This window comes from Kaistia granuli DSM 23481 (assembly GCF_000380505.1).
In the GTDB taxonomy this organism is placed as follows: Bacteria; Pseudomonadota; Alphaproteobacteria; order Rhizobiales; family Kaistiaceae; genus Kaistia; species Kaistia granuli.
Window position 1 is genome coordinate 39,444 of the sequence record NZ_AQYH01000018.1, and the last position, 25,761, is coordinate 65,204.

Consider the following 25,761-nt stretch of genomic DNA (forward strand, 5'->3'; position numbering starts at 1 on the left):
TTCGCCGATAGGTCGGAATGCAGGAAGAGACAGGATTGACCACGAGCGAGATCAGGACCGGCGTCATCGGACTCGGGTATTTCGGTTCCTTCCATGCGCGGCAGCATGCTGCCAATCCGAAAGGCCGGCTGGCTGCCGTGGTCGATGCCGATCGCGCCCGCGCCGAGGCGGTCGGCGCCCAGTATGGCGCGGTGGCGCTCACCGATCACCGTGAGCTGATCGGCAAGATCGACGCCGTGTCGATCACCGTGCCGACGTCGCTCCACCATGCCGTCGCGGCTGACTTCATCGATGCCGGCGTGCATGTCCTGATCGAGAAACCCATCTGCGATACGGCGGAATCGGCGCGGGATCTGATTGCGCGGGCCGAGGCCAAGGGCGTGGTCCTGCAGATCGGGCATATCGAGCGTTTCTCGCCGGTCTTCGGGCTTCTGCGCGAGAAGGTCCGCACGCCGCTGACCGTCGAATGCACGCGGATCGGACCGTGGAAGGGCAGGGCCATCGACGTCGATGTCGTGCTCGACCTGATGATCCACGATATCGATCTGGTGCTGGCGCTGGTGCGCTCAGAGGTCGTCGCCGTCGAGGCGATGGGGTCGCCCGTGCTGGCGCCGACCAATGATTTCGCCCTGGCGCAACTGCGCTTTGCCAACGGCACCGTCGCCCACCTGTCGGCGAGCCGGATCGCCGATCGCTCGGAGCGCACGATCAAGGTGGTCGAACCGGGGCGTTACTGGTCGGCGGATCTGGCGTCGCGGACCGTCACTTCTTTCCCGCGCGGCCATGCCGTGCTGGCTCACGACGAGATCGCCGTCCCGCCGAGCGACAATCTCGCGCTCGAAATCGACTCGTTTCTCGATTCCGTCGCCGGCCTGCGCCGGCCCGTCGTCGACGGCAAGGCCGGGCTCGACGCCCTGCTGGTCGCCGACATGATCATTCAGCATATCGGGCAGGGGAAGCTCACCGCTTCGTCCGTCCTCATTGGAGATTCGCACTAATGGCGTCCCCCTCCCATCCCGCCGTTGCGGCCGCGGCCGATCGCATCGGATTTTTTGATCTGCAGCGCCAGCAGCGCCGGATCCACGATGATGTGCGCGCCCGCATGGACGCTGTGCTGGTGCATGGTCAGTTCATCCTCGGCCCGGAGGTCTCTGAGCTGGAGGCCAAGCTCGCGGCCTTTGCCGGCGTGCCGCATGCGATCGCCGTATCGAGCGGTCGCGATGCCTTGATGATCGGCCTGATGGCGCTTGGCATCGGTCCGGGCGACGCTGTCTTCGTTCCGGCCTTCACCTTCGCCGCGACGGCGGGCGCGGTCTGCTCGATCAATGCGACGCCGATCTTCGTCGATGTCGATGCCGAGACCCGCAACATGGATCCGGTCGATCTCGAGCGCGCCATCGACGAGGTGATCGCCGCCGGTGAGCTGAAGCCGCGGGTCGTCATGCCGGTCGATCTCTACGGCCTGCCGGCGGACTACGAGGCGATCGGCAAGATCGCCGCCAAGCACGACATGACCGTGTTCTCGGATGCAGCGCAGAGCTTTGGCGGCCGCTCCGGCAACAGCCGCGTCGGCGGCATGGCGCCGATCTCGGCGACGAGCTTCTATCCGACCAAGCCGCTCGGCTGCTACGGCGACGGTGGCGCGATCCTGACCGACAGCGACGTGCTCGCCGAGGCCGTGCGCACGCTGCGCTCGCATGGCCGCCAGGGGACCGGCGATGTCGCGGTCAGGAACGGCATCACCGGCCGTCTGGACACGCTGCAGGCCGCCGTTCTGCTCTCGAAGCTGACGATCTTCGAGCAAGAACTCGAGCGTCGTGACCAGATCGCCCGGCGTTATGATACAGCGCTTGCCGGCAAGGTCGGCGTGCAAAAGCGTCCTGCCGGCTATTTCAGCGCCAACGCGATCTACACGATCACCGTGCCGAACCGCGACGGCCTGAAGGCGGAGCTGGATGCACGCGGCATCGGCAATGCGTTCTTCTACCGGTTGGCGCTGCATCAGCATCCGGCGTTCGCCGAAGCCCCGCAGCGTCCGCTTTCCGTGTCGGAGACGCTGGCGGATACCGTCATCAGCCTGCCGATGCATCCGGACCTGACCGACGCGGAAGTCGAACGCGTCATCGACGCTGTGCTCGACTTCGTGGGCTGATTTACCGCGCATGCGAGAATGCCGCATGCTTCCTTAACGGCTTTGTCGTATCAGGGCTCCTCAGGCTGAATGGCCGGCTGGGGAGCCCTTTTCGCATGTCGCTCGACGTTCCGACACTTCTCGTCGTGTTGGCGCTCATGTGTCAGATCGCGGCCTTGTCGTTCATCGGAGCCTGGGTCCGGCGCAGGCCGGAACGGCATGTCATCCTCTGGGCGTCGGCGCTGGAACTGGCGGCCGTCAGTTGCGTGCTATTGCTGCTACGCAACCGGATCCCCGATCTTTTTTCGATCGATCTCGCCAATGCGTGCTCGCTGCTGGCACTCGGTCTGGCCTGGAACGGTTCGCGCGCCTTCAACAGCCGGCCGGTGCGGTGGCTGCCAGCCCTTGCAGCTCCTGCCATCTGGCTGATCCTGATGCGCGATCCGTCGATCGCGCAGTCGCTGCCGCTCCGCATCACCGTGATCTCCCTATTGAGCGGCGTCCTCTCGCTGGCAATCGCCTGGGAAAGCTGGGTCAAGGCAAAGGACACGCTGTTCTGGCGCGGCCCTTTCGCTCTCATTCCGATCGTCCACGTCGTGTTCCTGTCTGTCCGGAGCGCCGTCGCGCTTGAGGTGGACCTGCCCGCCGATCTGCTCCAAGGGGGTGTCCTGCTCGGCGTCAGCATTCTGGAGCCGATCCTGATGATGTTCGCCGCGACGATCATCGGATTGCTGATGATCGACGAGCGACTGAAGAATGTCTTGAAGCAGGCGGCATCCACCGATGGATTGACCGGGCTCCTGAACCACGGCGCATTCATGGATCGGGCGAGGGCCCGGGCCGCGAATGTCCAAAGGGCAGAGTCCGCGACCATGCTGCTGTTCGACCTCGATCGCTTCAAGCAGCTCAATGATCGGCACGGCCACGCGGCAGGCGATGCGGCACTGAAATGCTTCGCCGGATTGTTGCATCGAAGTGTCGGGGGATCGGAGCTTGTCGGGCGCGTCGGTGGCGAGGAATTCGCAGCTCTTCTGGTCGGCGTCGATACCGGGGAGGGGTGGCAGCTGGCGGAACGCGTCCGCCGTGACCTCGCGGCGCAGCCCATCCTGCATGGCGGGCGTGGCATTGCCGTGACGGTCAGCGTGGGCGTCGCCGCTGCCGAGGGGCCGGATGTCGACTTCGAGCGCCTCATGATGGCCGCCGATGAGGCGCTCTATTCGGCCAAGCGCGGCGGGCGGGACCTCGTCTTTCAGGCGGCAAGCTGAGCTTGACGCTGTCATCGCAGCACCGGATGGTGACGGCCAGATCCCCGAGGAGAAGACCCATGCTCACCGTCACGGCGCACGGCGCCACCTTGCCGGCTATCGGCCTTGGCACATGGCAGCTCAACGGCGAGACGGCCAGCGCTGCCGTGGCAGCCGCCATAGAAGCGGGCTACCGCCACATCGACACGGCGATCGGCTATGGCAACGAGACGGAGGTAGGCGAAGGGCTGCGCCGCACCGGAGTGGCGCGCGACCAGATCTTCCTGACCTCGAAAATTCCGCCCGAGCAGCTCGGCGCCGACGACATGATGCGGGCGGCCGAGGCCAGCCTCCGGCGCCTGCGGGTGGACCAGCTCGATCTCCTGCTCATCCATTGGCCGAGCCGGACCCTGACCGCGGCCGAGACGATCCGCTCGCTCAACCGCGTCAAGCAGCGCGGCCTCGCCCGGCATATCGGCGTCTCGAACTATACCGTCCGTCTGCTCGATGAGGCCTGGGCGGCGACCGAGGAACCGATCGCCGTCAATCAGTGCGAGCACCATCCCTACCTGGACCAGAGCAAGCTGCGCGCCGCCACGGAACGGCACGGCACCGCCTTCGTCGCCTATTGCCCGCTCGGCCGTGCTGAGGCCCTGGATGAACCGGTGATCAAGGACATCGCCGGCCGCCTCGGCCGCGCGCCGGCGCAGATCGTGCTGCGCTGGCAGATCCAGAAGGGATGCGTTGCTATCCCGAAGAGTGCGCACCCGGCCCGCATTCGCCAGAATCTCGATATCGACGGCTTCGAATTGGCGGCCGCCGATATGGACGCGATCGACGCGCTCCGCACAGATGGCAGCCGGATCTGCGATTCAGCCTTCTCGCCCGATTGGGACTAAGGGGCGACGCGTGTTCTTCTATGCAGCCAAGTTGATCTGGTTCCTGATGCAGCCGTCCGCCGCCCTGCTGATCGCCCTGGCCGGCGGCCTGCTGGCGATCGCTTTCGGCAGCCTCAAGATCGGGACGTTTCTGGTTGTGCTCGCGACGATCGGCCTGCTGCTGGCAGGCTTTTCTCCGCTCGGACCGGCGCTGCTGTTGCCGCTGGAAGAGCGCTTCCAGCGGGCGGAGCCGGTTGGCCCGGTCACCGGTATCATCGTGCTGGGTGGCGGCATCGACCAGCATGTCGGTGAGGTCCGGCAGATTGTCGAGCTCAGCGATGCCGGCGACCGGATGACTGAGGCGGTCGCGCTGGCGCAGCGTTTTCCGGAGGCGAGGGTCGTCTTTTCCGGCGGCTCGGCCGAGATCGTGTCGGATGGCTATACCGAAGGGGCGGCCGCTCGCCGCTTCTTCCGCGCCATGGGGCTCGACGATTCCCGTGTGACGATCGAGGAGGTCAGTCGCAATACGGCGGAGAATGCGCGCTTTACTGCGGCGATGGTGGATGCGACGCCGGGTGAGACCTGGCTTTTGGTCACCTCGGCCTTTCACATGCCGCGCGCCATGGGCAGCTTCCGGGCCGCCGGCTGGTCGCCGATGCCCTGGCCGACGGACTACCGCACGCGTGGGGCGATGGATCTCTACCGCCCGATCCTGCGGCCGTCGCACGGGCTGACGCTCGTCGATCTCGCGGCCAAGGAGTGGATCGGCCTTGTCGCCTATCGCATGACGGGGCGTACGGACACGCTCTATCCGGCGCCTGACGCCGGCGCTGGATCCTAAGGTCGGGCGAGCGCGGCGCCGGCTACGGTGCTTCGCCGGTCTCCGGGGCTTTGGTCGTCGCGACGGGGGCGCCTATACGGTAGACGCCCTTGAAATCATGCGGATCGACGGGACGGCCCTTGCGCAGGATCGCGACCTTGCCCTCGTCGGCGAGACGGATCGCGACGGCGCGGATCGGCACCATCAGCAGGCGCCAGACCTTTTCGTCGGGACCGGCGACGGCGCGCGCCAGCTCCGTCGGATCGACGCTCTTGCCGGCGGGCAAGGCGGCGAGCAGATCGAGCAAGGTCGATTGGATCTGCTCGTGACTGACTTTCATGATTGTCCCTGACGTGATGCTTCGATGACGATCTTGGCGGAATCCGAGAAGAACTGGCGATGCAGCTGCACGCCGGCGACGACGAGCGTCGTGACGATCAGCGTCCAGCCGTTCACGAACCAGCCCAGATAGCCGATCGAGAAGAAGAAGGCGCGGAGGCCGTGGTTGAAATGACGGCCGGCGGTGATGGTGAAGACAGCCGCCCGTTCGGCCGCCGCGATCGTCTCCGCCTCGCCGGCATGTGCGGCCGTCGGCGTGGCGCCGATCAGGATCGAGGCATAGTTGAACAGGCGGTACGACCAGCCGAACTTGAAGAAGGCGTAGCCGAAGATCAGCATCAGGCCGATCACCTTGGCTTCGAACAGGCCCTTCGGAACGGTCTCGACAAGCGCCAGATCGCGCATCACGCCATAGACGTGATCGGTGGCGTTCAGGAGCGCGAAGCAGCCGCCGATCGCCAGCAGCGACGTCGAGGCGAAGAAGGCGGTGCCATTCTGCAATCCGCTCATGATGCCGGTATCGATCATGCGCAGGTCGCGGTGCATCATGGTCCGCATCCATTGCCGGCGCTGGATGTCCATTGCTGAGGACAGGGTCCTGCCAGTACCGGCCATGCGGGACAGGATGACCGAATAGAGGATCCAGGCGCCGACGAAGACGATGATGGCGATGGTGTCGATCGGGGGAATCTCGATCACGTCTGCGGCGCTCCCGGCCCTTGCCATGCGTTAGGGCGCAATCGTGCCAAACCAGCGAGCCGGCGGCAACACACGCCCATCAGCGCGGCGAAAGCAACTTGGCGATCTGCTTGCGAAAGATCACGGTGACAACGATGACCACCAGACCGAGCGCGCCGAAGATCGGTTCGCGCGTGATCATGCCGGCCGCCGTCAGCACGAGACAGGCGATGATGCCGCTCATCGCCACGCGGCTCGCCTTGGTGTCGAGAGTGGGCTTTTCGTCGATCATCTTGGCCTCGTGATGCGATGTGGTGAAGCGGTTGTCCGGCCCGTCGCGAGGAAGGGCGCGCGGCCGAACGGGGGCAGTCTATGTCACGCCGCGTCGCCTACGCCATGCTTTCGCGGCGAGGCCGGAACGCCTATGGTGGCGCCGGCGTGGCATCCAGACAGGCTCATAGGCCAGTCCGCAGCCGAGCGCCAATTCATCCTTGTGGAAAAATCGCCGCGGCGCCTGCCGCCCGCCGGCGCGAGGACTAGTGTTCAGGCATGGCCCTTCATCTCATCAAGCTCTGTGTCGGCGTCGAATCGATCGAGCAACTGACCGGCTGGATCTCCGACGACATCGCTCGTCAGCGCGGGATGGGCATGGAGCCGGAAGACACCCACACCACCCGTATGATGCCGAAGCGGATTCCCGAGATTCTCGATGGGGGTTCGCTCTACTGGGTCATCAAGGGCCAGATCCAGGCGCGTCAGCGCATCCTCGATCTGCAGGCCGTGGTCGGTTCGGACAATATCCAGCGCTGCCGCATCGTGTTCGATCCGGAGGTGGTGCCGACGGAATGGCAACCGAAGCGGCCGTTCCAGGGCTGGCGCTATCTGCTGCCGAAGGATGCGCCGCGCGATCTGGCGGCGATCGGCGGCAGCGCGGGCGACGAATTGCCGTCGGCGCTGAAGGCCGAACTCGCCGAGCTCGGCCTCTTATGAGCGCCTGCCGCGCCGCCGCTGCTCTTCCTGTGTGCTAGACGGCGATGTTGTCGATCAGGCGGGTCTTGCCGAGCCAGGCCGCGACCAGCATGCGGCGGGGCTCTGCAGCACTGCCGTCGAGCTCTGCGAGGGTATCTGCGTTGCGCACCACCAGATAGTCGACCCGGAAGCCCGCCGCCTCGAGCGCCACGCGCCCCTCTGAGAGCGCTGGCTCTATGGCCGCGCCGGCCTGAATCTCGCCCGCCGCCTTGCGCATGACGCGGGAAATCGTCGTCGCAAGCTGCCGCTCCTCGGCCGAGAGATAGGCGTTGCGCGAGGAGAGGGCGAGACCGTCCGGTTCGCGGATGGTCGGCAGGCCGACGATCTCGGTCGGCAAGCGCAGATCGCGGGCCATCTGCCGAAGGACCATCAGCTGCTGGTAGTCCTTCTCGCCGAACAGGGCGACGTCCGGGAAGCCGGCGATCAGCAGCTTGGAAACGACGGTCGCGACGCCGGAGAAAAAGTGCGGTCGGAAGTCGGTTTCGAGGCCGACCGCAGGTCCTGCGAGCGAGACCGTCGTCGCATAGCCGGCCGGGTACATCTCGTTGGCGTTGGGGGCGAACACCGCCTCGACGCCGATCTCGGTAAGCTTCGCGACGTCACCGGCCTCCGTGCGCGGATAGGAGCCGAAATCCTCGTTCGGCGCGAACTGCGTCGGATTGACGAAGATGGTGACGATCACGCGGTCGGCGCGCTCGCGCGCGGCGCGCACCAATTCGAGATGTCCGCTGTGCAGCGCGCCCATGGTCGGCACCATGCCGACGCGAAGGCCGTCTCGTCGCCATGCGGCAACGGCGGCGCGCAGGTCGTCAACGGTGCGGTAGATGGTCGGGCTGGCAGGCATGGCGTGTCCTCATTGCGCGCGATGCACGGGGCGTCGTGGCGCTGCCGCGCGGGCGGCGACTCCGAACCGTGCTGCGACGGTCTAGCAAATCACCTGCGTGTCAGCCATTGCGGCGACCGGGTGTTCGCCCCAATAGAGAGAACGGCCTCAGGGAATCGGCCGGTTGGGAGCGACTATGGGTTTGATTATCCCGTTTCTGGGCGTGATCGCGGTGTCGATCGGCATCGCCTTCCTGTTCGGTGGCGAAAGGGGAGCCGAGGCGATGGGGCGGGCCGCGCGGCGCGGTATCGCCGGGGCGCTGATTTCAACGGGGGCGGCCGCGGCGTTGACCGGCCGGCTGGGGCTCGGCATTCCGCTGCTGGCGGTCGGGCTCTGGATGCTGAAGCCGAAATTTCTCGACAACAAGCCGTGGATCGCCAACGGCCAGGTCCTGCGGGGCCGGTTTGCCGGGCGGGCGCTCGACTCACTCGACCGGGCGGAGCTTGTCGCGCTCTATGGCCAGGTCGCGGGCAGGGCCCGCGACCGAGCTCTATTCGAAGCTTATCTCGACCGCCGAATTCCCGGTTGGCGTGAAAACGTCGAGGGTGACCCGGCAGGCCGGTCGCGCGGCGCGGCGCGCTCGGGCGCCATGACACATGAGCAGGCCTACGAGATCCTTGGCCTTTCGGCCGGCGCTTCCGAGGCCGAAATCAGAGCGGCCTACCGACGGCTGATGAAGCGCGTCCACCCCGACCAGGGAGGATCGACGTTCTTGGCCGCCCAAATCAACGAGGCGAAGGAAAGACTCCTCGGCGGACATCGCTAGCTCCCAGACGCGGATACAAGAAAGGAGGGCGAAACTCTCACGAGTGACCAGCCGTTACTGACGGATGGCAAGGCAGGAAACATCCCGCTTGGTCAGGTAAGCGCACGCGGCGCGGGCCTGATCCTTGTTGTCGAACCCGGCAAAGCGGGCCCGATAGAAGGTCGACTGACCCTTGGCGACCGGCTCCACGCTGGGCGTGGCGTCGGCGAGCACCTTGCCGCCCTTGGACTTGGCCCGGTCGATCATTTCGCGGGCGCCATCTTCGCTCGGTGCGGCGGCGATCTGGATCTTCCAGCCGTCGGCGATGTCGACGGAAGATGCGGCCTGCGCAGCGATGCTGCCGGTCACGCCGTCTTCATCGCTGTCGGCAGTCGGAACCGGCTGGATGATCGACGCGGTCTTGACGATCGGGCGGGCGACTTCCTTGCCGGACGGCCCCTGCTGGAACACCATGCGCGGACCCGCCGGCTCGGTCGGCTCGGCGGCGTAGGCCTGGATCGGAACGGCATCGTTGAGAGCGACGGCCACAGGAGCGGGCTGCGGCGCAGGAGCGCGCGCCGGCACCGGGGCTGGGGCGGCTTCGATCAGCGAGGCAACGGACTGCGCTGCTGCGGCGCGCTGCGGCCGCGCGGCGGGAACCGGAGCCGGAGCGGGCGCCGCCTCGGCAACTTCGATCTCGTCGTCGATCACCGGAGCCTTCTGGTTGCGGGCGAAGACGGATCCCTTGGCCGGGCCCGCATAGGCGACCGGCAGGTACTTCTCCAGGAGATTGGCCATCTGCTTGTCGCGCGCCGCACCCGAGGCGCCGCCGATGACGGTGGCGACCAGCGCGCGATTGTTGCGCTTGACGGAGGATACGAGGTTGAAGCCCGATGCGTTGGTATAGCCGGTCTTGATGCCGTCGACGCCCTGGACGCGGCCGAGCAGCCGGTTGTGGCCCCGGATCTCGCGGCCGTTATAGACGAAGCTCTTCGTCGCGAAATACTTGTAATAGCGCGGATAGCGCTCCTGCAGGGCGCGGCCGAGCGTGGCCATGTCGCGCGCCGTCGACCACTGCTGGTTGTTCGGCAGGCCGGAGGCATTGCGGAAGGTGGTGCGGCTCATGCCGATCGAGCGCGCCTGCTGCGTCATCCGCTTTGCAAAGGCGGCTTCGGAGCCGGAGATATGCTCGGCGATGACCACGGCGGCGTCATTGGCGGAACGGGTGATGAGGCCGAGCATGGCATCGCGAACCGCGACCGTCGAACCGGGCTTGAGACCAAGCTTGGTCGGCGACTGGCGCGACGCGAACTGGGAAACCTTCATGCGCGTCGAGAGCGACATCCGGCCCGCCTCGAGCTCGCCGAAGAGGACGTAAAGCGTCATCATCTTGGTGAGCGAGGCCGGCCGACGCAGCGCGTCGGGCTCCTTCGAATAGAGCACTTTGCCGGTCTTGGCGTCGACGACGATGGAAGAACTGGGGGCGGCGCTGGCCTGGACGGTGAGGGCCGTCAACGAAATGCCGGCAACCAAAAGGCCAGTCAATGCGTTCCGGATCGAGCGGGCGCAATGCCGACCGAGGGGGTTCAGGCCCATCAACATTTTGACTGAATTCTCCGCGTCTCGCAGAACCGGAGCGTGAACCCCGGCAGTGCCCATTCCCAACTGACCGCAAGACCCGCACTTTTTTGAGGCAAGCACGGAATTCCTTGCTGGGAAGGTTAATGCCGGGGCCGGAACATGGCCGTCGACACGGAGCTTCCCCGCAGGTTCCCTTGCCTGCGCCAAGGAAAATGCCGCACTGCGAGTGCTGTGCTGCTCTTCGGTCTGGGTTTGGAAGTTAAGGAAACGCCGTTACGAAACCGTAAAAATTGGCGAAGGGTGAATGTCCTGATTTGGGGCGTCCTCGTCGGAGTGGCCGTATTGCAGCTGCTCAGTCGTATTGTGCATCGCAGCATTTTTCTTGACATTCCGCCGGAAATGCCGGAATTTGGCATCAGTTGAGCCGGCTATGGCGCCAGCTCGGGCGTGGAGGGTAACTCTGTGATCAATGACTTTGACGGCATGCAGCAGGCGAGCAGGGAAAGCATCGATCTGGCCATGAAGAGCTTCGGCTCGTTCAGTCAGGGGCTCCAGGCCATCGCCGTCGAGGCGGCCGACTACTCGAAGAAGAGCTTCGAGAGCGGCTCCGCAGCGATCGAGAAGATCATGTCGTCGACCAGCGTCGAAAAGGTCGTCGAGGCGCAGACCGAGTTTGTGAAGTCCGCCTATGAGGGCTATTTCGGCGAAATGTCGAAGCTCGGCGCGATGATGACCGAGACGACGAAGGACGCCTTCAAGCCGTTCGAAGGGCTTTTCGGCAAGTTCCCGAAGTAAGCTGCCCGACGCATTCGCTTTTTTCGAAGCCCGGCCATGTGCCGGGCTTTTTGCTATCGGCACGGACGCCGAGCTGACTCCGGCGACGGGATTATCCCATGTCCTCGGGCAATGTGCCGTAGCGGACGAGCGTGACCGGCTCGCCGTAATCGCCCATTTCGGTGTCGGCGGCAATCTGGAAGGCGATCACGCCGGCCCGCGAGGCGGACAGCTTCTCCGCTCGCATTCGCGCGTTTTCGACCGATGTAGCGGCGATCGCCGGCTCGGCCTCTAGCTTGCCGCGCTTGTTCAACCGGAAGGGCTGAACAATGAATTGGGTCGTGACGGCCATGCGCGCTCCAGGGAATTCGGGTCGAACTCGCGGAAATGGCGCGGCCTGATCCGCCTTGGGATGCTGACCGCCCGATCACCGATGTCCGAACGACAAGATTCGTACCGGCCGATCCATAGCACCGATCGGGACTTCGCAGCGTCCGAACGATGCTTTCTCCCTGCGTTGCCGGTGGAGCCCGGGCTTGATGCTAGGGGTGGTGTCTGTCGATCGTGCGCTGTCGCGCGGTTGCCGCGGCGTCGCGCGTCGTGCGCCGGCCTACTTCCATCCCCGGACTGCCTACCCATATAGAGTTCAACACCTCTCCCGCCTGCCTAGCGCGCGGCAGTGCGGAATGCTCGAAATGAGCGATTGCGCTGCAACGGAAATCTCGGCAGGATTCCGTTTTAGCGACGTACTGATCGAACCCTATGAGCAAAGAAACTCGTCGACCCGATGATGGCGATAACGATGTCGGCGTCGCCACCAAAACACGGCCGAAGACAAAGCGGCCCAATTTGTATCGCGTTCTGCTCTTGAACGACGACTACACGCCGATGGAATTCGTCGTGCATGTGGTCGAACGGTTCTTCAACAAGAACCGTGAAGAGGCGACGCAGATCATGCTGCATGTGCATCAGCATGGTGTGGGGGAGTGTGGTGTCTTCACCTATGAAGTGGCCGAGACCAAGGTCACCCAGGTGATGGATTTCGCGCGCAAACACCAACATCCGCTGCAATGCGTGATGGAAAGGAAGTGAGGTCCTAACGTGCCGTCATTCTCCCGCAGCCTCGAAAAGGCCCTCCACCAGGCGCTCGCTCTCGCAAACGAGCGGCACCAGGAATACGCGACCCTCGAACACCTGCTGCTGGCGCTGATCGATGATCAGGACGCCGCCGCCGTCATGCGCGCCTGCAATGTCGACCTCGACATGCTGAAGCGCAGCCTGGTCGACTACATCGATACCGAACTCGCCAATCTGGCGCACGGCCCCGATGAGGATTCCAAGCCGACCGCCGGCTTCCAGCGCGTGATCCAGCGCGCGGTCATCCACGTCCAGTCGTCCGGCCGCGAGGAAGTCACCGGCGCCAACGTGCTCGTCGCCATCTTCGCCGAGCGCGAAAGCCATGCCGCCTACTTCCTGCAGGAGCAGGACATGACCCGCTACGACGCGGTCAACTACATCTCGCACGGCATCGCCAAGCGGGCCGGCATGAGCGAAAGCCGGCCGGTGCGCGGCGTCGACGACGACGCGGCGACGGTCGACAGCCGTGAGGAAAACAAGAAGAAGGCTGATGCGCTCGACGCTTACTGCATCAACCTCAACGACAAGGCGAAGAAGGGCAAGATCGACCCGCTGATCGGCCGCGACATTGAAATTGCCCGGACGATCCAGGTCCTTTGCCGCCGTCAGAAGAACAACCCGCTCTTCGTCGGCGACCCCGGCGTCGGCAAGACGGCGATCGCCGAGGGTCTGGCCAAGCGGATCGTCGAGGGCGACGTTCCCGACGTTCTGGCAGGCTCGACCATCTTCTCGCTCGACATGGGCACGCTGCTCGCCGGCACCCGCTATCGGGGTGACTTCGAGGAGCGGCTGAAGCAGGTCGTCAAGGAGATCGAGGAGTATCCAGGCTCGATCCTGTTCATCGACGAGATCCACACCGTCATCGGTGCGGGCGCGACGTCGGGCGGCGCGATGGACGCGTCGAACCTGCTGAAGCCGGCACTGGCGGGCGGTGCGATCCGCTGCATCGGCTCGACCACCTACAAGGAATACCGTCAGTTCTTCGAGAAGGACCGGGCGCTCGTCCGGCGCTTCCAGAAGATCGACGTCAACGAACCGACCATTCCCGACGCGATCGAGATCCTGAAGGGGCTGAAGCCCTATTTCGAGGATTTCCATCGGGTTCGCTACACCAACGAGGCGATCAAGTCGGCGGTCGAGCTATCGGCCCGCTACATCCATGACCGCAAGCTGCCGGACAAGGCGATCGACGTGATCGACGAGACCGGTGCCTCGCAGATGCTGGTGCCGGAGAACCGCCGCAAGAAGACGATCGGCGTCAAGGAGATCGAGGATACGATCGCCACCATGGCGCGGATCCCGCCGAAGACGGTGTCGAAGGACGACCAGGAAGTGCTGAAGAGCCTGGAGGCGACGCTGAAGCGCGTCGTCTACGGGCAGGACAGCGCCATCGCCCAGGTCACCTCGGCGATCAAGCTGGCGCGTGCGGGCCTCCGCGAACCGGAGAAGCCGATCGGCTCCTACCTGTTCGCCGGACCGACGGGCGTCGGCAAGACGGAAGTCGCCAAGCAGCTGGCCGCCAGCCTCGGCGTCGAGCTGATCCGCTTCGACATGTCGGAATATATGGAGCGCCACACGGTCTCGCGGCTGATCGGCGCGCCTCCGGGCTATGTCGGCTTCGACCAGGGCGGTCTTCTGACCGACGGCGTCGACCAGCATCCGCATTGCGTGCTGCTGCTCGACGAGATCGAGAAGGCGCATCCGGACCTGTTCAACATCCTGTTGCAGGTGATGGATCACGGCAAGCTGACCGACCACAATGGCAAGCAGGTCGATTTCAGGAACGTCATCCTGATCATGACCACCAATGCCGGCGCGGCGGATCTGGCCAAGCCTGCGATCGGCTTCAAGAGTTCGGCCCGTGATTCCGACGACCAGGAGGCGATCAACCGCCTGTTCGCGCCGGAGTTCCGCAACCGTCTCGACGCGATCGTGCAGTTCGGCAATCTGCCGATCGAGGTCGTGCACAATGTCGTGCAGAAGTTCGTGCTTCAGCTCGAGGCGCAGCTGGCCGATCGCGGCGTCACCTTCGATCTCTCGCCCGAGGCGGTCGATTGGCTGGCGCACAAGGGTTACGATCGCCAGATGGGCGCGCGTCCGCTTGGCCGTGTGATCCAGCAGTACATCAAGCAGCCGCTGGCTGACGAGGTGCTGTTCGGCAAGCTCCGCAAGGGCGGCACGGTCAAGGTCACGGTCGAGACTAGGGAGAACGGCGAAACCGAGCTGCATCTCGAGCCGATCGAGGACGGACCGGTAACGCCGAAGCCGGAGCCGGAAGAACCGAAGGCGAAGGCCAAGCCGCGTCGCAAGGCGGCGAGCGCCACGGCCAAGAAGGCGGTGGCCGAGAAGCCGCCGACCTCGCCGAAGCGCGGAGGTCTGGTGCCGAAGGTGCCGCTGAAGACGGAGTGATCCGTTCAGCCCAAACGAAATGAAACGAGGCGCAGAGATGCGCCTCGCTTTTTTTTGGGGGGGGGCGTTCAGGCCCTATGCAGGAACGATGCGGCCGCGGCCAGCTTGTCCGGATTGCGCATGATGTAGATCGCGACGATACGGCCGTTCTCGATCTCGAGCGCCGTCGTCTGGACGAGGCCCTTGTCGTCGGCCGAGACATAACCGGGCAGACCGTTGATCCAGAGCGGCCCAGACCACGCCTGGAAGGCCTCCGGCCCGTGCTTCTGCGCGACGCCGGCGAAGAAGCGGCTGATCCGGTCGGCGCCGTGAATCACGTTGAGCGTTGCGATCCGCTTGCCGCCGCCATCGCTGTGCATCCGCGCGGCCTCGGCCAAGAGGTCGCGCAGCCGGGAGGCGTCGCCGCTGCCGATCGCCGCGAAGAACGCGGTCGTGACGTGAGCCGCTTCGTCGGGGTCGACCTCGAACCGGCGACGACCCTCGCCGACATGGCCGCGGGCGCGAACCAGCAGTTGGCGGCAGGCCGCCTCGTTGCGGTCGATCGCGCCGGCGATCTCGCCGAAGCCGATATCGAACAGGTCGTGCAGGATGAAGACGGCGCGCTCCAGCGGCGACAGCCGCTCCAGCGCCAGCATCAATGCGACCGGCGCGTCGATGCGTTCTTCGACAGCCAGCGTCGGATCGCTGGCGAGCGTCGCGATCACCGGCTCGGGCAGCCACTGGCCGACATATCTCTCGCGCTGGGAGCGGGCGGATTTCATCAGATCGAGGCAGAGACGGGTGACGGTCGTGCTGAGCCAGGCACGGGGACTGGCGATGCCGGCCAGCGCTGCCCCGTGCCAACGCAGAAAGGCGTCCTGCACGACGTCCTGGGCATCGGCCAGCGATCCAAGCATGCGGTAGGCAAGCCCGGTCAGGAAACGTCGGTGCTGTTCGAACTCGGCGGCGGAGACGTCGACCATCTGGCTCCTGTATCGCATTGTCTCCCGGCCACGACATAGCTGGCCGTGGCCGGAAGAGGGTTGGTCAGGCCGCGGCGCGGGCCGCCGCCCTGCGGTCGTTCGGATGAATGGTGCGGAAGCCGACGGACAGCCGGTTCCACGCATTGATCGTCCCGATCAGCAAGGTCAGCTCGACCTGCTCCTTCGGCGTGAACTCCGCCTTCAACGCCTCATAGTCGGCGTCGGGTGCCTGCGTCTGAGCGATCAGCGTCAGCGCTTCCGTCCAGGCGAGGGCCGCGCGCTCGCGCGGGGTGTAGAGCAGCGACTCGCGCCAGGCGTTGAGCAGGTAGATCCGCTCCTCGGTCTCGCCATGCTTGCGCGCGTCGGCCGTGTGCATGTGCAGGCAGTTGGCGCAGCCATTGATCTGCGAGGCGCGGATCTTCACCAGTTCCTGCAGGCTGTGCTCGATGCTGGAGGCAGTGAGCTTCAGGCTCGTCTCCTGCATCGCCATCACGGCGTCCGGGGCGGCGGAGTAGGCGTTGAGTCTCTCGTGCATGATCAGCTCCGTTGGTTGACGGAGTAAGACGAGTCAGTCGCAGCGTCTGTGACACGGCCTGAAGAATTATTCCGCGGCCAGCGCCTTGCGGACGCGTTCGGCGTTCTCGGCCAGGATTTCCGGCTTTTCCATCGTGCCCGAATGCGGATGCAGCGGCTCGCCGGCGAAACGCGGAATGATGTGGACGTGGAGATGAAAGACCGTCTGGCCGGAGGCCGGCTCGTTGAACTGCATCACGGTCACGCCATCGGCGGCGAAGGCGCTCTTGGCGGCGCGAGCGAGCTTCTGCACCACCGGCATCAGCCGGGAGAGTGTTTCCGGTGCTGCATCGAGCAGATTGCGCGAGGCGACCTTCGGCACGACGAGCAGATGGCCGGGGCCCTGCGGCATGACATCCATGAAGGCGATCGTCTCGGCGTCCTCATAGACGCGGTGCGACGGAATCTCGCCCCGCAGGATCCGGGCGAAGATGTTGGCGTCGTCGTAGCTGGTCATGGAGTTCTCCCGTCGTGGTAGCCAGATTTTCTAGGCTCGCTCCGGCACGGCTGACAAGGCCGGCGCAGCCTTGCCCAGATCGATCATGCCCTGCTCGATCAGCGTGCGGTGGAAGCGGTTCTTCCGTTCCGATTGGGTCGCCATATAGAGCGCGCCGCATTCGCGGATGAGGTCGGCGCGCGTGGCGGAGACGGCGTCCAGCGGCAGGCCCGACGCCTGTAGCGCCACGGTGCCGAGCATGGCGATGTCGAGTTGCGGCGGCACGGCTGCGATCTGCGGTTCGAAATTGACGCCTTCGATGACATAGAAGGTCTCGAACTGGCGCGGATCGTCCGGGGAAATGCCGCGGGCCTCCTCGATGGCGCGGGTCATCGTCGGCTGGTGATCGCCATAGCGGACGATCAGCATAGGCCGGTCGGGATAGCGCGACTGCAGCGCCGCCTTGAACGCGGCGTAGCTCTCCGCCGTCTCGGCGAGGCGGGCATAGTATTCGCCGTAATTGCCATCGGGCAGCGCGGCGAGCGCGAACTGCCGCTCTTCCTCGTAGCGCCCCGGCGGGACCAGCCGTGTCTCATGCGGGCCGTGGTTGAAATTGGTCAGTGCCATGACGAAACGCGGGGTCGGATCCCGGTCGATCGACCGCTCCAGCGCGCCCCGCGTTGCTGCGAAGAAGGCGGCGTCGGAATTGCTGATCTCGAAGGCGGCGAGGTCGAAGGGTGGCGGAAACTCGTCGGAAAATACACGCTCCTCGACCCCGAGGCCGGCATAGAAAGCGTCGTAGTTCATGAATTCGCGCCGGCAGCTGGTCGAGAGCAGGGTGCGATAGCCGAGCGCCGAAAGTTCGCTCGGCAGCGAATGGCGGAAGCGACCGACGCCCTTCTTGAACAGGAAATAGGAATCCGGGCCGAAGCTGGCGGAGGACAGGCCCGTCAGCAGGCTGAATTCCGTCTGCCACGATCCGCCGCCATAGATGTCTACATGCAGCCGGCCGGCCAGCGCGCCTTCCGGCGTCAGAAACTCGGCGATCCGCTCGTCGACCGGCAGGTCGTAGAGGCGGGGATCGAAGACCGATTCATGCTGGATGACGATGATGTCGGGGCGGCGATCCGAGCGCGCTGGAAGCGGTGGCGCCAACGGCAACGGGACCGGCGCGACGTCGAGCATTCGGAGGCCACCGGTCGGCCACCAGCTCGCAATATCGACCAGCGACGCCATGAAGAAGGAGAAGAACCGCTTCTGCTGCGTGACGTCGGTCCGGTAGGCGGTGGCGCCGCCCGTCCGCCAGAATGCGTAGAGCGCCGCGGTCGCGAGCGCCAACATCGACACCCGCTCGGGAACACCGAAGGCAGCGCCACGCACCCATGTCAGCGTCGCGATGGCGGCGAGGGCGAGCAGCGCCATGCCAGCGATGGTGAGTGTCGCCGTGCGTCGATACTGACGCAGCATGAAGGGGATCGTGCCGGCGAAGGTGAGGCCCAGATCGGCGACGGCGAGCTTCATGCCGCTGTGATGATGCTTGACCGCCGAGGCGCCGACGATGGTCAGTGCCAGGATCAGCGCCAGCGACGTCGCTCGCGGCAGGTCACCGACGACGAGCAGGAAGATGGCGGTCAGGAACGCGAAGGCCAGCAGGGCGAATACCGGCTTCGTCGCCTGCCGCTCGGTCGCGAGCACGATGGCGGCCGCCACGCCCCAGAGAAGAATCGCTGTCATGGAAAATCACGTATCAGCTTTGAAGGGGGTGTGCTCGTCGAGGAACTCATGGTCTGCGGCGACGGCGGCGCGCTCGCGGGCCAGATAGTCCGCCACAGCCCGTTTCAGGCCGCGATCCGCGATCCAGTGGGCAGAGCGGGTGACGATCGGCCGATAGCCGCGCGCCAGCTTGTGGTCACCCTGGGCGCCTGCCTCGACACGCGGCAATCGATGCGCGATCGCCCAATCGACGGCCTGATGGTAGCAGAGCTCGAAATGCAGGAACGGCACGTCTTCCGATGCGCCCCAATAGCGGCCATAGAGCGCGTCCGAGCCGATCAGGTTGAGGGCGCCGGCGATCGGCATGCCGTCCCGCTTGGCGAAGACCAGCAGGATCCGGTCGGCCATCCGCTCTCCCAGCAGCGAGAAGAAGCGCCGGTTCAGATAGGGGCGCCCCCATTTGCGGGCGCCGGTATCCATGTAGAAGCCGAAAAAGGCGTCCCAGTCCGCCTCGGTGATGTCCGCGCCAGTCAAATGCTCGACGGTGATGCCGCCGGCCAGGGCCTCGCGCCGTTCCCGCCGGATTGCCTTGCGCTTGCGAGAGGCGAGCGCATTGAGGAAATCGTCGAAGCTGCCATAGCCCTCGTTGAGGAAATGGAACTGCTGGTCGGTTCGCGCGAGAAAGCCGCTGTCGCCGAGGATGTCGGCGTCGACCGGATCGAGGAAGGTCGCGTGGATCGACGAGATGGCGAGCTGGCGGGCCAGTTCGATCAGGCCGGCGGCGAGCAGATCGCGGGTACCGGGCGGGGCGTCGGCGCGAACCAGCAGGCGCGGGCCGGTGGCGGGCGTGAACGGCACCGAGACCTGCAGCTTCGGATAGTAGCGGCCGCCGGCGCGCTCATAGGCGTCGGCCCAACCTTGGTCGAAGACATACTCGCCCATCGAATGGGGCTTCTGGTAGCAGGGAACGATCCCTAGGGGGCGGCCATCGGCACCCTCCAGCACGAGGTGGCGCGCCTGCCAGCCGGTCCGAGCGGTGGCCGAGCCGGATTCCTCGAGCGCCTTCAGAAAATCGTATGAAATGAAGGGGTTATAGGCCGGTCGCTGAGATTTTGATTCAGGTGTGCCCGGTTCAGGTCCTGATTCCGTTCCGCCATGGTAAGTCCTTAGAAACGTTGATGGATCGTCGCCGAACGGGCGGGCCGACGGCCAGCCGGGATTGGCGCAGGCGTCCCAGTCCTGGCGTTCGATTTCCGTGAGGGATGAAAGGACGCTGAGACGCGCATCGGGGGCAGCGGTCATGGGGGAAGGCGCTCTCGCTTCGCAGAATGCGGCATCCCAGCATCTAAGGCGAAACCCCGCAAGCACAAGTCGCGGCGGGCCACGCCATCGCGGCGAGAACTGGAAACCATCAGGCGGGGCGTGCGGGTCGACCCGTCGCTCGACGTTGAGGCCACGGCTGAATGGATCCCGGCTCGGGGGCCGGGATGACGGCGAGGGTGGGCGGAGGGCCGCCGTACGAGCGTGAGAGTCGGGCTCTCAGCCCTTGTCCGGATCAAAACCCTCGAAGGTGATCTGGTCGCTGTAGAGCTTTGCCTTTGCCGCCTGTTCGCGGCTGCGCACAGTCCAGGTGATGAGCGGCAGACCATTGGCGCGGACCTTCGATGGGGCGAAGGAAGGCAGGCCGTTCAGGTCATAGGAGACGAAGCTGGCGCCGACCTGGGGCACGGCCGAGAGATTGCGCAGCGCGAAGCGCCGGCGCGGCGGCAAGAAGCCCCATTCGTCGAGATCGGTGTAGCGATCGGCGACGATGCCGCGCGGCACGGTCGGCAGCAGCCATTGCATGACCGCCATCGAGTCCGGATCGAAGGACATGACCACGGCAGGCCCGGCATAGGCGGCGAGGATGGGGGCGACCGCTGCTTCCAGCCGTCGGTTGCCGTCCCAGTTGCTCTTCAGCTCGATGACCAGCGGCACCTTGCCGGCGACGGTCTCGAGCAGCTCGGCAAGCGTCGGCACGCTGTCGCTGCCCTGCTTGAACGCCGTCTTCTTCAGCGCAGCGAGCGGGATCGCGTCGACGCGACCGGTCGCCTGCAGCAGGCGATCGACCGTGTCGTCATGGAACACCACGACGGCGCCGTCGGCGGTCAGCTGCAGATCGACCTCGATCGCGAAATTGTGGTCGATCGCGGCGCGAACGGCCGACAGCGTGTTCTCGATCCGGCCGCTTGCCGGATCGTGATAGCCGCGATGCGCGATCGGGCGCGCGGTGAGCCAGGCGGGCGCTGGCGGGGCCGATTTGACCATGGTCGTCAGGCGATCTCGAGGATGGCTTCGACTTCGACGCCGACATTGAACGGCAGGGCGGCGACGCCGACGGCCGAGCGGGCGTGCCGGCCCTTGTCGCCGAGAACCTCGACCATCAGGTCGGAGGCGCCATTCACGACTTTGGGATGATCAACAAAGCTGGTGTCCGAATTGACGAAGCCGACCAGCTTGACGACGCGGCCGATCCGCTCCAGGTCGCCGAGCGCGGCCTTGGCCTGGGCCAGGATGTTGATGGCGCAGAGGCGCGCCGCGGCCTGTCCTTCCGGGATACCCAGCTCGCGACCGAGCTTGCCGACATATTCGACGCCGTTCGGCCCCATCGGAATCTGGCCGGAAATATAGAGATATCCCTTGCTCTCGACATAGGGGACGTAGTTGGCAGCCGGCGCGGCTGCCGCCGGAAGCACGATCCCGAGGGCTTCGAGGCGACTGTCGATCTGGCTGGTCATTCAGGGTCTCCCAAGAGCATGGATACGGATGGCTTCCGGTTTCGCCCGAAAGCGGAGCCGCCGCAAGGGTCGTTGAAACCAGGGCTTGTGGTGCGGCGAAAGCGGCTCGTAGACCTTTTGCCTTTTTGCTGATTGAAATGCGTCCTATGTCAGCCCTATGTCGGCTTGACGACGATGGGAGCCAGAATGACGTCCGTATCGATAAACGCAGGTCGTGGGGCGGTGGTCGCTGGCGTGAAGGCCGCGCTGGCCGTCGGCGCCTGCTGGCTGGCCATGACCGGGGCCGCCTCGGCGATCTCGGCCGCGCCGGCGCTGGGGATGTCGCCGCATGAGGCCGTCTATGACCTGAGCCTCGACACGGGCGGCAGCACGGACACGATCAGCGATGCCGAAGGCCGGATGGTCTATCATTTCTGGGGATCGCGCTGCGACGGCTACAATACCAAGCTCCGCTTCGTCACCCGCATCAGTGACGGCGACGGCAATGCGCGACTGACCGATGTCGCTACCTCGACTTTCGAGGATTCGGACGGCAAGAGCTTCTCGTTCGCCACCAAGAGCTATGTCGATGGAACGCTCGCCGAGGATTCTACCGGTTCGGCCGAGCGCGAGAACGGCAAGCTGCATGTGACGATGGCCAAGCCGAAATCGATCCGGTTCGACATCAATCCAAGCTTCCAGTTCCCGAACCAGCACCTGACGAAGATCATCGACGCCGCCATCCGAGGCGAGCATTTCGTTCAGGTCGACCTCTTCGACGGTTCGGAAAAGGGCGAGAAGCCCTATTCGACGGCGGCCGTCATCGGCGCGGCCAATACGGGCGCCGACAATCTCGGCGACGAGGCGACCGCCAAGGCGGCCGGCATCGCCAATGTCCGCCATTGGCCCGTGACGCTCAGCTATTTCGACGAGAACGCCACCGGCGAGCAGAAGCCTTCCTACGAGCTGTCGTTCATCGTCTACGAGAACGGCGTGACGCGGCGGATGCGGCTCGACTATGGCGATTTCGCGCTGACGGGGAAGCTGGTCCGGCTCGACATGAAGCCGGTCAACGTCGCCGCCAAGCGCTGTCCCTGACGTCGGCCTCAGGCGCGGACCAGCACCGTCGCGACGGCCTCGGCGAGCTGGTCGAAATGGCTGATGACGATGTCGGGACCGAGTTCGGTCACTGGCACCGGCGTGTAGCCGAAATCCACTGCGACGACGGGGACGCTGGCCGCCTTGGCCGTGTCGATGTCCGTCTTCGAATCGCCGATCATCACGGCGCGGCGCGGGTCGCCGCCGGCGCGCCGGATCGTCTCGGTCAGGGCGAGCGGATCGGGTTTGCGGGCCGCGAAGGTGTCGGCACCGCAGATCGCGACGAAACGGTCCGACAGGTCGAGTGCGTCGAGCAGCAGCATCGACAGGCCCTCGAGCTTGTTGGTGCAGACGGCGAGCAGCCAGCCCTCGGCGGCGAAATGGTCGAGCGCCGCGATGACGCCATCGAACGGGCGGCTGGTGTCGGCGATGTGGGCTGCATAATAGGCGATGTAGGTGTCGAAGAGGCGCTCGACGGTGGCGGCGTCGCGCGTCACGCCGTTTGCGGCGAGACCGCGTTCGATCAGCGCCCTGGCCCCATGTCCGACCATCGAACGGGCCTCCTCGTAGGCGACCGGGGTCAAACCTTCCTGTTCGAGAACGACATTGAGCGTCGCGACGAGATCGGTCGCTGTGTCGACGAGCGTGCCGTCGAGATCGAAGACGAGAATGGGGCGCATCGGGGAGGGGATTCCGCTACTGAGATTGGCGGAGCCTAGCAACTCATTCCCCCCTTCGAAAGGCTGGACGATGTCGCGGAGACGTTGGCGGCGGCGCTGCCCCATGCTAACAAGCCGCGCCGGTTCGGCGTCAATTCCATCATTTTGAAGTGTCTGATGATCACCAGCGATGAACTGAAAAAGCAGGCGGCGCTCGCAGCGCTCGAGAAGGTCGAGCCGGGAATGAAGCTCGGTCTCGGATCCGGATCGACCGCCAATCACTTCATTCGCGGTCTCGGCGCGCGCGTGCGCGACGGTCTCCAGGTCGTCGGCGTCCCCTCGTCCGAGCGCACCGCGACGCTCGCCCGCGCGGAGGGCATTGCCCTCACGACACTCGACGAAACGCCCCGCCTCGACCTGACGATCGACGGCGCCGACGAGCTCGACAGCCGACTGCGCCTGATCAAGGGCGGCGGCGGCGCGCTGCTGCGCGAAAAGATCGTCGCGGCGGCCTCCGGTCAGATGATCGTCATCGCCGACGGTTCGAAGCTGGTCGAGACGCTGGGCGCCTTTCCGCTGCCGGTCGAAGTCAATCATTTCGGCATCGGCGCGACCACGGCGGCCATCGCCGACACGGCCGAACGGCTCGCCATGCCGGTCACGCTGACGCGGCGTCTGGCCGCCGACGGTTCCCCCTTCGTCACCGATGGGGGACACGCTATCATCGATGCATCTTTTGGCCGTATTCGCGATCCAGAAGCCTTGAGTCTTGCCCTTGCGGCGATTCCGGGGGTCGTGGAGCACGGGCTCTTCATCGGACTTGCCTCCGCCGCCGTCATCGCTCGTCCGGAAGGCATCAGCTGGTTGGTGGCTTAACATCACTTCGCCCATCGGGAGTTTCTCCATGACCTTCATCCGCAATTCCATCGGCGCCGCCGTGCTGGCCGCCGGCCTTGCCATGGGCTCGGCCGGTTTCGCTCAGGCCCAGGAAGTGACCGATGCGCATGTCGCGGCCGCTCTGGACGCTGTCCATGCCGCCAAGACGTCGCGCGGCTTCGACAATCTGCTGCCGCTCCTGTCGCAGCAGACCCAGAACAAGCTGATCCGCATGCGCCCCGACCAGCACCAGGCGATCGCCGAGGTGGTCGACGCGCAGGCGCTTGAGCTCGTCGCCCGCCGCAAGGACCTCGACAACGACGTCGCTCGCATCTGGGCGAAGCACTTCTCCGAGGACGAGCTGAACGCGATCTCCGCCTTCTACAAGAGCCCGGCCGGTTCCAAGCTGGCCGAGATTGGCCCGAAGGTCGTCGGCGAGACGCTGCAGTCGGTCAAGGGATGGTCGGACCGCGTCGGCGAGGAGCTGTTCGAGAAGTCCCGCGAGGGCCTGAAGAAGAAGGGCATCGAATTCTAGGCCGACAGATCTCATGAGCCAGTTCGACGTCGATCTCTTCATCATCGGTGCCGGCTCCGGCGGCGTTCGCGCTGGCCGGATCGCGGCGGGCTACGGCGCCAGCGTCATGGTCGCGGAGGAATACCGCGTCGGCGGGACTTGCGTGATCCGTGGCTGCGTGCCGAAGAAGCTGTTCGTCTATGCGTCCCGCTTTGCCGAGGAGTTCGAGGACTCCGTCGGCTTCGGCTGGACGCCCGGGGAGGTGACCTTCGACTGGTCGCGCCTCGTGGCGGCCAAGGACAAAGAGATCGACCGTCTGAACGGCATCTATATCCGCAATCTGGAGCGCTCCGGCGCGACCATCGTCCAGAGCCGGGCGGTCATCGTCGATCCGCATACGGTGCGGCTGGTCGCGGAGGAGCGTCTCGTCACGGCGAAGTACATTCTCGTCGCGACGGGCGGCACGCCCTACGTCATGCCCGACCTGCCGGGCCGTGAGCTGGCGATCTCGTCGAACGAGGCGTTCCACCTGGCGAGATTGCCCGAGAAGATCGTGGTGGTCGGCGGTGGCTATGTGGCCGTCGAGTTTGCCGGCATCTTCAATGGCCTCGGTGTCGAGACGACGCTGATCCATCGCGGCGACGCGCTATTGCGCGGCTTCGACGGCGAAGTGCGGCGTACGCTGCGCGAGGAGATCGAGAAGAAGGGCATCCGCGTCCTACTGAACGAGACGCTCGCCGGTATCGAGAAGAGCGGCGACGGGCTGATTGCCCGGACGAGCAGTGGAGAAGCGCTCGACTGCGGCGAGGTCATGATCGCGACCGGACGCCGGCCGAATACCAGCGGACTGGGTCTGGAGAGTGCCGGCGTGGCGGTCGACGGCGCCGGAGCGGTGATCGTCGATGCCTATTCGCAATCGAATGTGCCGTCGATCTATGCCGTCGGCGACGTTACCAACCGCATCAATCTGACGCCCGTGGCGATCCGCGAGGGCCATGCCTTCGCCGATACCGTGTTCGGTGGCAAGTCGATCTCGGTCGATCATCTCGGCGTGCCGAAGGCTGTGTTCTCGCAGCCGGAGATCGGCTCCGTCGGCCTGACCGAGGAAGAGGCGCTGGCGGAATTCGAGGCTGTCGACGTCTACCAGACGAGCTTCCGGCCGATGAAGCACACGCTGTCCGGTCGCGACGAGCGCACGCTGATGAAGCTGCTCGTGGATGCCGACAGCGACCGCGTCGTCGGTTGCCACATCCTCGGACCGGATGCGGGCGAGATGATCCAGATCGTCGCCATCACGCTGAAGATGCGGGCGACCAAGGCCGATTTCGACGCCACGATGGCGCTGCATCCGACGGCGGCCGAGGAACTCGTCACCATGCGAACCCCGAGCAGCCGGCATCGCCGCAACGGCTGACAGGATCCCGCTTGCCGGTCCCGCGTGATGCTCCTCTGCGGACGCGGGGCGGGCCGACACCCTCCGGCGAATTCGAGAGCAAGAATCGGATCGCGCCATGGGCTCGATTTGC

The 25,761-nt window shown here is 65.5% G+C and carries 29 protein-coding genes; 15 read left to right on the forward strand and 14 right to left on the reverse strand.

Going from position 1 to position 25,761, the window contains the following annotated elements; all coding sequences use genetic code 11:
* Positions 1-35: 35 nt before the first annotated feature.
* The 5 genes from G342_RS24755 (at position 36) to G342_RS0120055 (ending at position 5,094) form a co-directional block, all read left to right on the forward strand.
* Positions 36-998: a Gfo/Idh/MocA family protein gene (locus G342_RS24755; protein WP_018184953.1), complete on the forward strand. Its 963-nt coding sequence runs from the start codon at positions 36-38 to the stop codon at positions 996-998.
* Entirely contained in the window at positions 998-2,152 is a 1,155-nt protein-coding gene (locus G342_RS0120040; protein WP_083931296.1) for a DegT/DnrJ/EryC1/StrS family aminotransferase, read from the forward strand. Before G342_RS24755 ends, G342_RS0120040 begins: the two co-directional genes overlap by 1 nt.
* A 95-nt stretch (positions 2,153-2,247) precedes the next feature.
* Positions 2,248-3,396: a GGDEF domain-containing protein gene (locus G342_RS25445; protein ID WP_018184956.1), complete on the forward strand. Its 1,149-nt coding sequence runs from the start codon at positions 2,248-2,250 to the stop codon at positions 3,394-3,396.
* Positions 3,397-3,455: 59 nt separating this feature from the next.
* Positions 3,456-4,274: an aldo/keto reductase gene (locus tag G342_RS0120050; protein WP_018184957.1), complete on the forward strand. Its 819-nt coding sequence runs from the start codon at positions 3,456-3,458 to the stop codon at positions 4,272-4,274.
* Between the two features lie 10 nt (positions 4,275-4,284).
* On the forward strand, positions 4,285-5,094 hold the full coding sequence (locus tag G342_RS0120055) for a YdcF family protein (RefSeq protein WP_018184958.1): 810 nt from the start codon (positions 4,285-4,287) through the stop codon (positions 5,092-5,094).
* A gap of 22 nt (positions 5,095-5,116) precedes the next feature.
* Here G342_RS0120055 and G342_RS0120060 read toward each other — a convergent pair whose 3' ends face one another.
* From G342_RS0120060 to G342_RS0120070, 3 genes are all read right to left on the reverse strand, one after another.
* A complete protein-coding gene (locus tag G342_RS0120060; RefSeq protein ID WP_018184959.1) occupies positions 5,117-5,413 on the reverse strand; it encodes a DUF3253 domain-containing protein in 297 nt (98 codons plus the stop codon).
* A complete protein-coding gene (locus G342_RS0120065; protein ID WP_018184960.1) occupies positions 5,410-6,111 on the reverse strand; it encodes a DUF599 domain-containing protein in 702 nt (233 codons plus the stop codon). The genes G342_RS0120060 and G342_RS0120065 overlap by 4 nt, the downstream gene beginning before the upstream one ends.
* Positions 6,112-6,190: 79 nt before the next feature.
* A complete protein-coding gene (locus tag G342_RS0120070; RefSeq protein WP_018184961.1) occupies positions 6,191-6,382 on the reverse strand; it encodes a hypothetical protein in 192 nt (63 codons plus the stop codon).
* 257 nt (positions 6,383-6,639) lie between these two features.
* Here G342_RS0120070 and G342_RS0120075 point away from each other — a divergent pair, with 257 nt between their 5' ends.
* Positions 6,640-7,080 carry a DUF1489 family protein gene (locus tag G342_RS0120075; protein WP_018184962.1) on the forward strand — a complete coding sequence of 147 codons (441 nt, stop codon included), beginning with the start codon at positions 6,640-6,642 and terminating at the stop codon, positions 7,078-7,080.
* A 34-nt stretch (positions 7,081-7,114) separates the two neighbouring features.
* On the opposite strand, the gene panC is transcribed toward G342_RS0120075, so the two are convergent.
* Positions 7,115-7,963 (reverse strand): pantoate--beta-alanine ligase, encoded by an 849-nt coding sequence (gene panC / locus G342_RS0120080; protein ID WP_018184963.1) that lies wholly within the window; start codon positions 7,961-7,963, stop codon positions 7,115-7,117.
* Positions 7,964-8,138: 175 nt separating this feature from the next.
* On the opposite strand from panC, the gene G342_RS26590 reads away from it, so the two are divergent.
* Entirely contained in the window at positions 8,139-8,768 is a 630-nt protein-coding gene (locus G342_RS26590) for a DnaJ domain-containing protein (RefSeq protein ID WP_018184964.1), read from the forward strand.
* Positions 8,769-8,822: 54 nt separating this feature from the next.
* On the opposite strand, the gene G342_RS0120090 is transcribed toward G342_RS26590, so the two are convergent.
* Complete coding sequence (locus G342_RS0120090; RefSeq protein ID WP_245557310.1) at positions 8,823-10,262, reverse strand: D-alanyl-D-alanine carboxypeptidase; 1,440 nt, start codon at positions 10,260-10,262, stop codon at positions 8,823-8,825.
* A gap of 225 nt (positions 10,263-10,487) precedes the next feature.
* Between G342_RS0120090 and G342_RS26155 the strand changes: the two genes are divergently transcribed.
* Both G342_RS26155 and G342_RS0120095 read left to right on the forward strand, forming a co-directional pair.
* Entirely contained in the window at positions 10,488-10,751 is a 264-nt protein-coding gene (locus G342_RS26155) for a hypothetical protein (protein ID WP_156831034.1), read from the forward strand.
* A gap of 39 nt (positions 10,752-10,790) precedes the next feature.
* Positions 10,791-11,123: a phasin family protein gene (locus G342_RS0120095; protein ID WP_018184966.1), complete on the forward strand. Its 333-nt coding sequence runs from the start codon at positions 10,791-10,793 to the stop codon at positions 11,121-11,123.
* 91 nt (positions 11,124-11,214) lie between these two features.
* Here the strand turns inward: G342_RS0120095 and G342_RS0120100 are convergent, their stop codons facing one another.
* Positions 11,215-11,454: a hypothetical protein gene (locus tag G342_RS0120100; RefSeq protein WP_018184967.1), complete on the reverse strand. Its 240-nt coding sequence runs from the start codon at positions 11,452-11,454 to the stop codon at positions 11,215-11,217.
* 410 nt (positions 11,455-11,864) lie between these two features.
* Between G342_RS0120100 and clpS the strand changes: the two genes are divergently transcribed.
* Positions 11,865-12,194 (forward strand): ATP-dependent Clp protease adapter ClpS, encoded by a 330-nt coding sequence (clpS, locus tag G342_RS0120105; RefSeq protein ID WP_018184968.1) that lies wholly within the window; start codon positions 11,865-11,867, stop codon positions 12,192-12,194.
* A 9-nt stretch (positions 12,195-12,203) separates the two neighbouring features.
* Complete coding sequence (clpA, locus tag G342_RS0120110; RefSeq protein ID WP_018184969.1) at positions 12,204-14,648, forward strand: ATP-dependent Clp protease ATP-binding subunit ClpA; 2,445 nt, start codon at positions 12,204-12,206, stop codon at positions 14,646-14,648.
* A gap of 68 nt (positions 14,649-14,716) precedes the next feature.
* Here the strand turns inward: clpA and G342_RS0120115 are convergent, their stop codons facing one another.
* From G342_RS0120115 to G342_RS0120145, 7 genes are all read right to left on the reverse strand, one after another.
* Entirely contained in the window at positions 14,717-15,610 is an 894-nt protein-coding gene (locus tag G342_RS0120115) for a sigma-70 family RNA polymerase sigma factor (protein WP_018184970.1), read from the reverse strand.
* Positions 15,611-15,674: 64 nt separating this feature from the next.
* Positions 15,675-16,145, reverse strand: coding sequence for a carboxymuconolactone decarboxylase family protein (locus G342_RS0120120; protein WP_018184971.1), 471 nt, complete (start codon positions 16,143-16,145; stop codon positions 15,675-15,677).
* Positions 16,146-16,211: 66 nt separating this feature from the next.
* Positions 16,212-16,640: an HIT family protein gene (locus G342_RS0120125; protein WP_018184972.1), complete on the reverse strand. Its 429-nt coding sequence runs from the start codon at positions 16,638-16,640 to the stop codon at positions 16,212-16,214.
* 30 nt (positions 16,641-16,670) lie between these two features.
* Entirely contained in the window at positions 16,671-18,353 is a 1,683-nt protein-coding gene (locus G342_RS0120130; protein WP_018184973.1) for an LTA synthase family protein, read from the reverse strand.
* A gap of 6 nt (positions 18,354-18,359) precedes the next feature.
* Positions 18,360-19,634 (reverse strand): GNAT family N-acetyltransferase, encoded by a 1,275-nt coding sequence (locus G342_RS24765; protein WP_051094384.1) that lies wholly within the window; start codon positions 19,632-19,634, stop codon positions 18,360-18,362.
* A 237-nt stretch (positions 19,635-19,871) separates the two neighbouring features.
* Positions 19,872-20,639 carry a glycerophosphodiester phosphodiesterase family protein gene (locus tag G342_RS0120140; RefSeq protein ID WP_018184975.1) on the reverse strand — a complete coding sequence of 256 codons (768 nt, stop codon included), beginning with the start codon at positions 20,637-20,639 and terminating at the stop codon, positions 19,872-19,874.
* 5 nt (positions 20,640-20,644) lie between these two features.
* Positions 20,645-21,109 (reverse strand): RidA family protein, encoded by a 465-nt coding sequence (locus tag G342_RS0120145; RefSeq protein WP_018184976.1) that lies wholly within the window; start codon positions 21,107-21,109, stop codon positions 20,645-20,647.
* 186 nt (positions 21,110-21,295) lie between these two features.
* Here G342_RS0120145 and G342_RS24770 point away from each other — a divergent pair, with 186 nt between their 5' ends.
* Positions 21,296-22,186 (forward strand): cell envelope integrity EipB family protein, encoded by an 891-nt coding sequence (locus G342_RS24770; protein ID WP_198010840.1) that lies wholly within the window; start codon positions 21,296-21,298, stop codon positions 22,184-22,186.
* 8 nt (positions 22,187-22,194) lie between these two features.
* Here G342_RS24770 and gph read toward each other — a convergent pair whose 3' ends face one another.
* The gene (gene gph / locus G342_RS0120155) at positions 22,195-22,866 is read right to left on the reverse strand and encodes a phosphoglycolate phosphatase (protein ID WP_018184978.1); all 672 of its coding nucleotides are present in this window, start codon (positions 22,864-22,866) and stop codon (positions 22,195-22,197) included.
* Between the two features lie 156 nt (positions 22,867-23,022).
* Between gph and rpiA the strand changes: the two genes are divergently transcribed.
* From rpiA to gor, 3 genes are read left to right on the forward strand one after another with little or no spacing between them, the layout of a single operon-like run.
* A complete protein-coding gene (rpiA, locus tag G342_RS0120160) occupies positions 23,023-23,721 on the forward strand; it encodes a ribose-5-phosphate isomerase RpiA (RefSeq protein ID WP_040879195.1) in 699 nt (232 codons plus the stop codon).
* A 28-nt stretch (positions 23,722-23,749) separates the two neighbouring features.
* The gene (locus G342_RS24775; RefSeq protein ID WP_018184980.1) at positions 23,750-24,256 is read left to right on the forward strand and encodes a DUF2059 domain-containing protein; all 507 of its coding nucleotides are present in this window, start codon (positions 23,750-23,752) and stop codon (positions 24,254-24,256) included.
* A 13-nt stretch (positions 24,257-24,269) separates the two neighbouring features.
* Entirely contained in the window at positions 24,270-25,649 is a 1,380-nt protein-coding gene (gor, locus tag G342_RS0120170; protein WP_018184981.1) for a glutathione-disulfide reductase, read from the forward strand.
* Positions 25,650-25,761 lie beyond the last annotated feature (112 nt).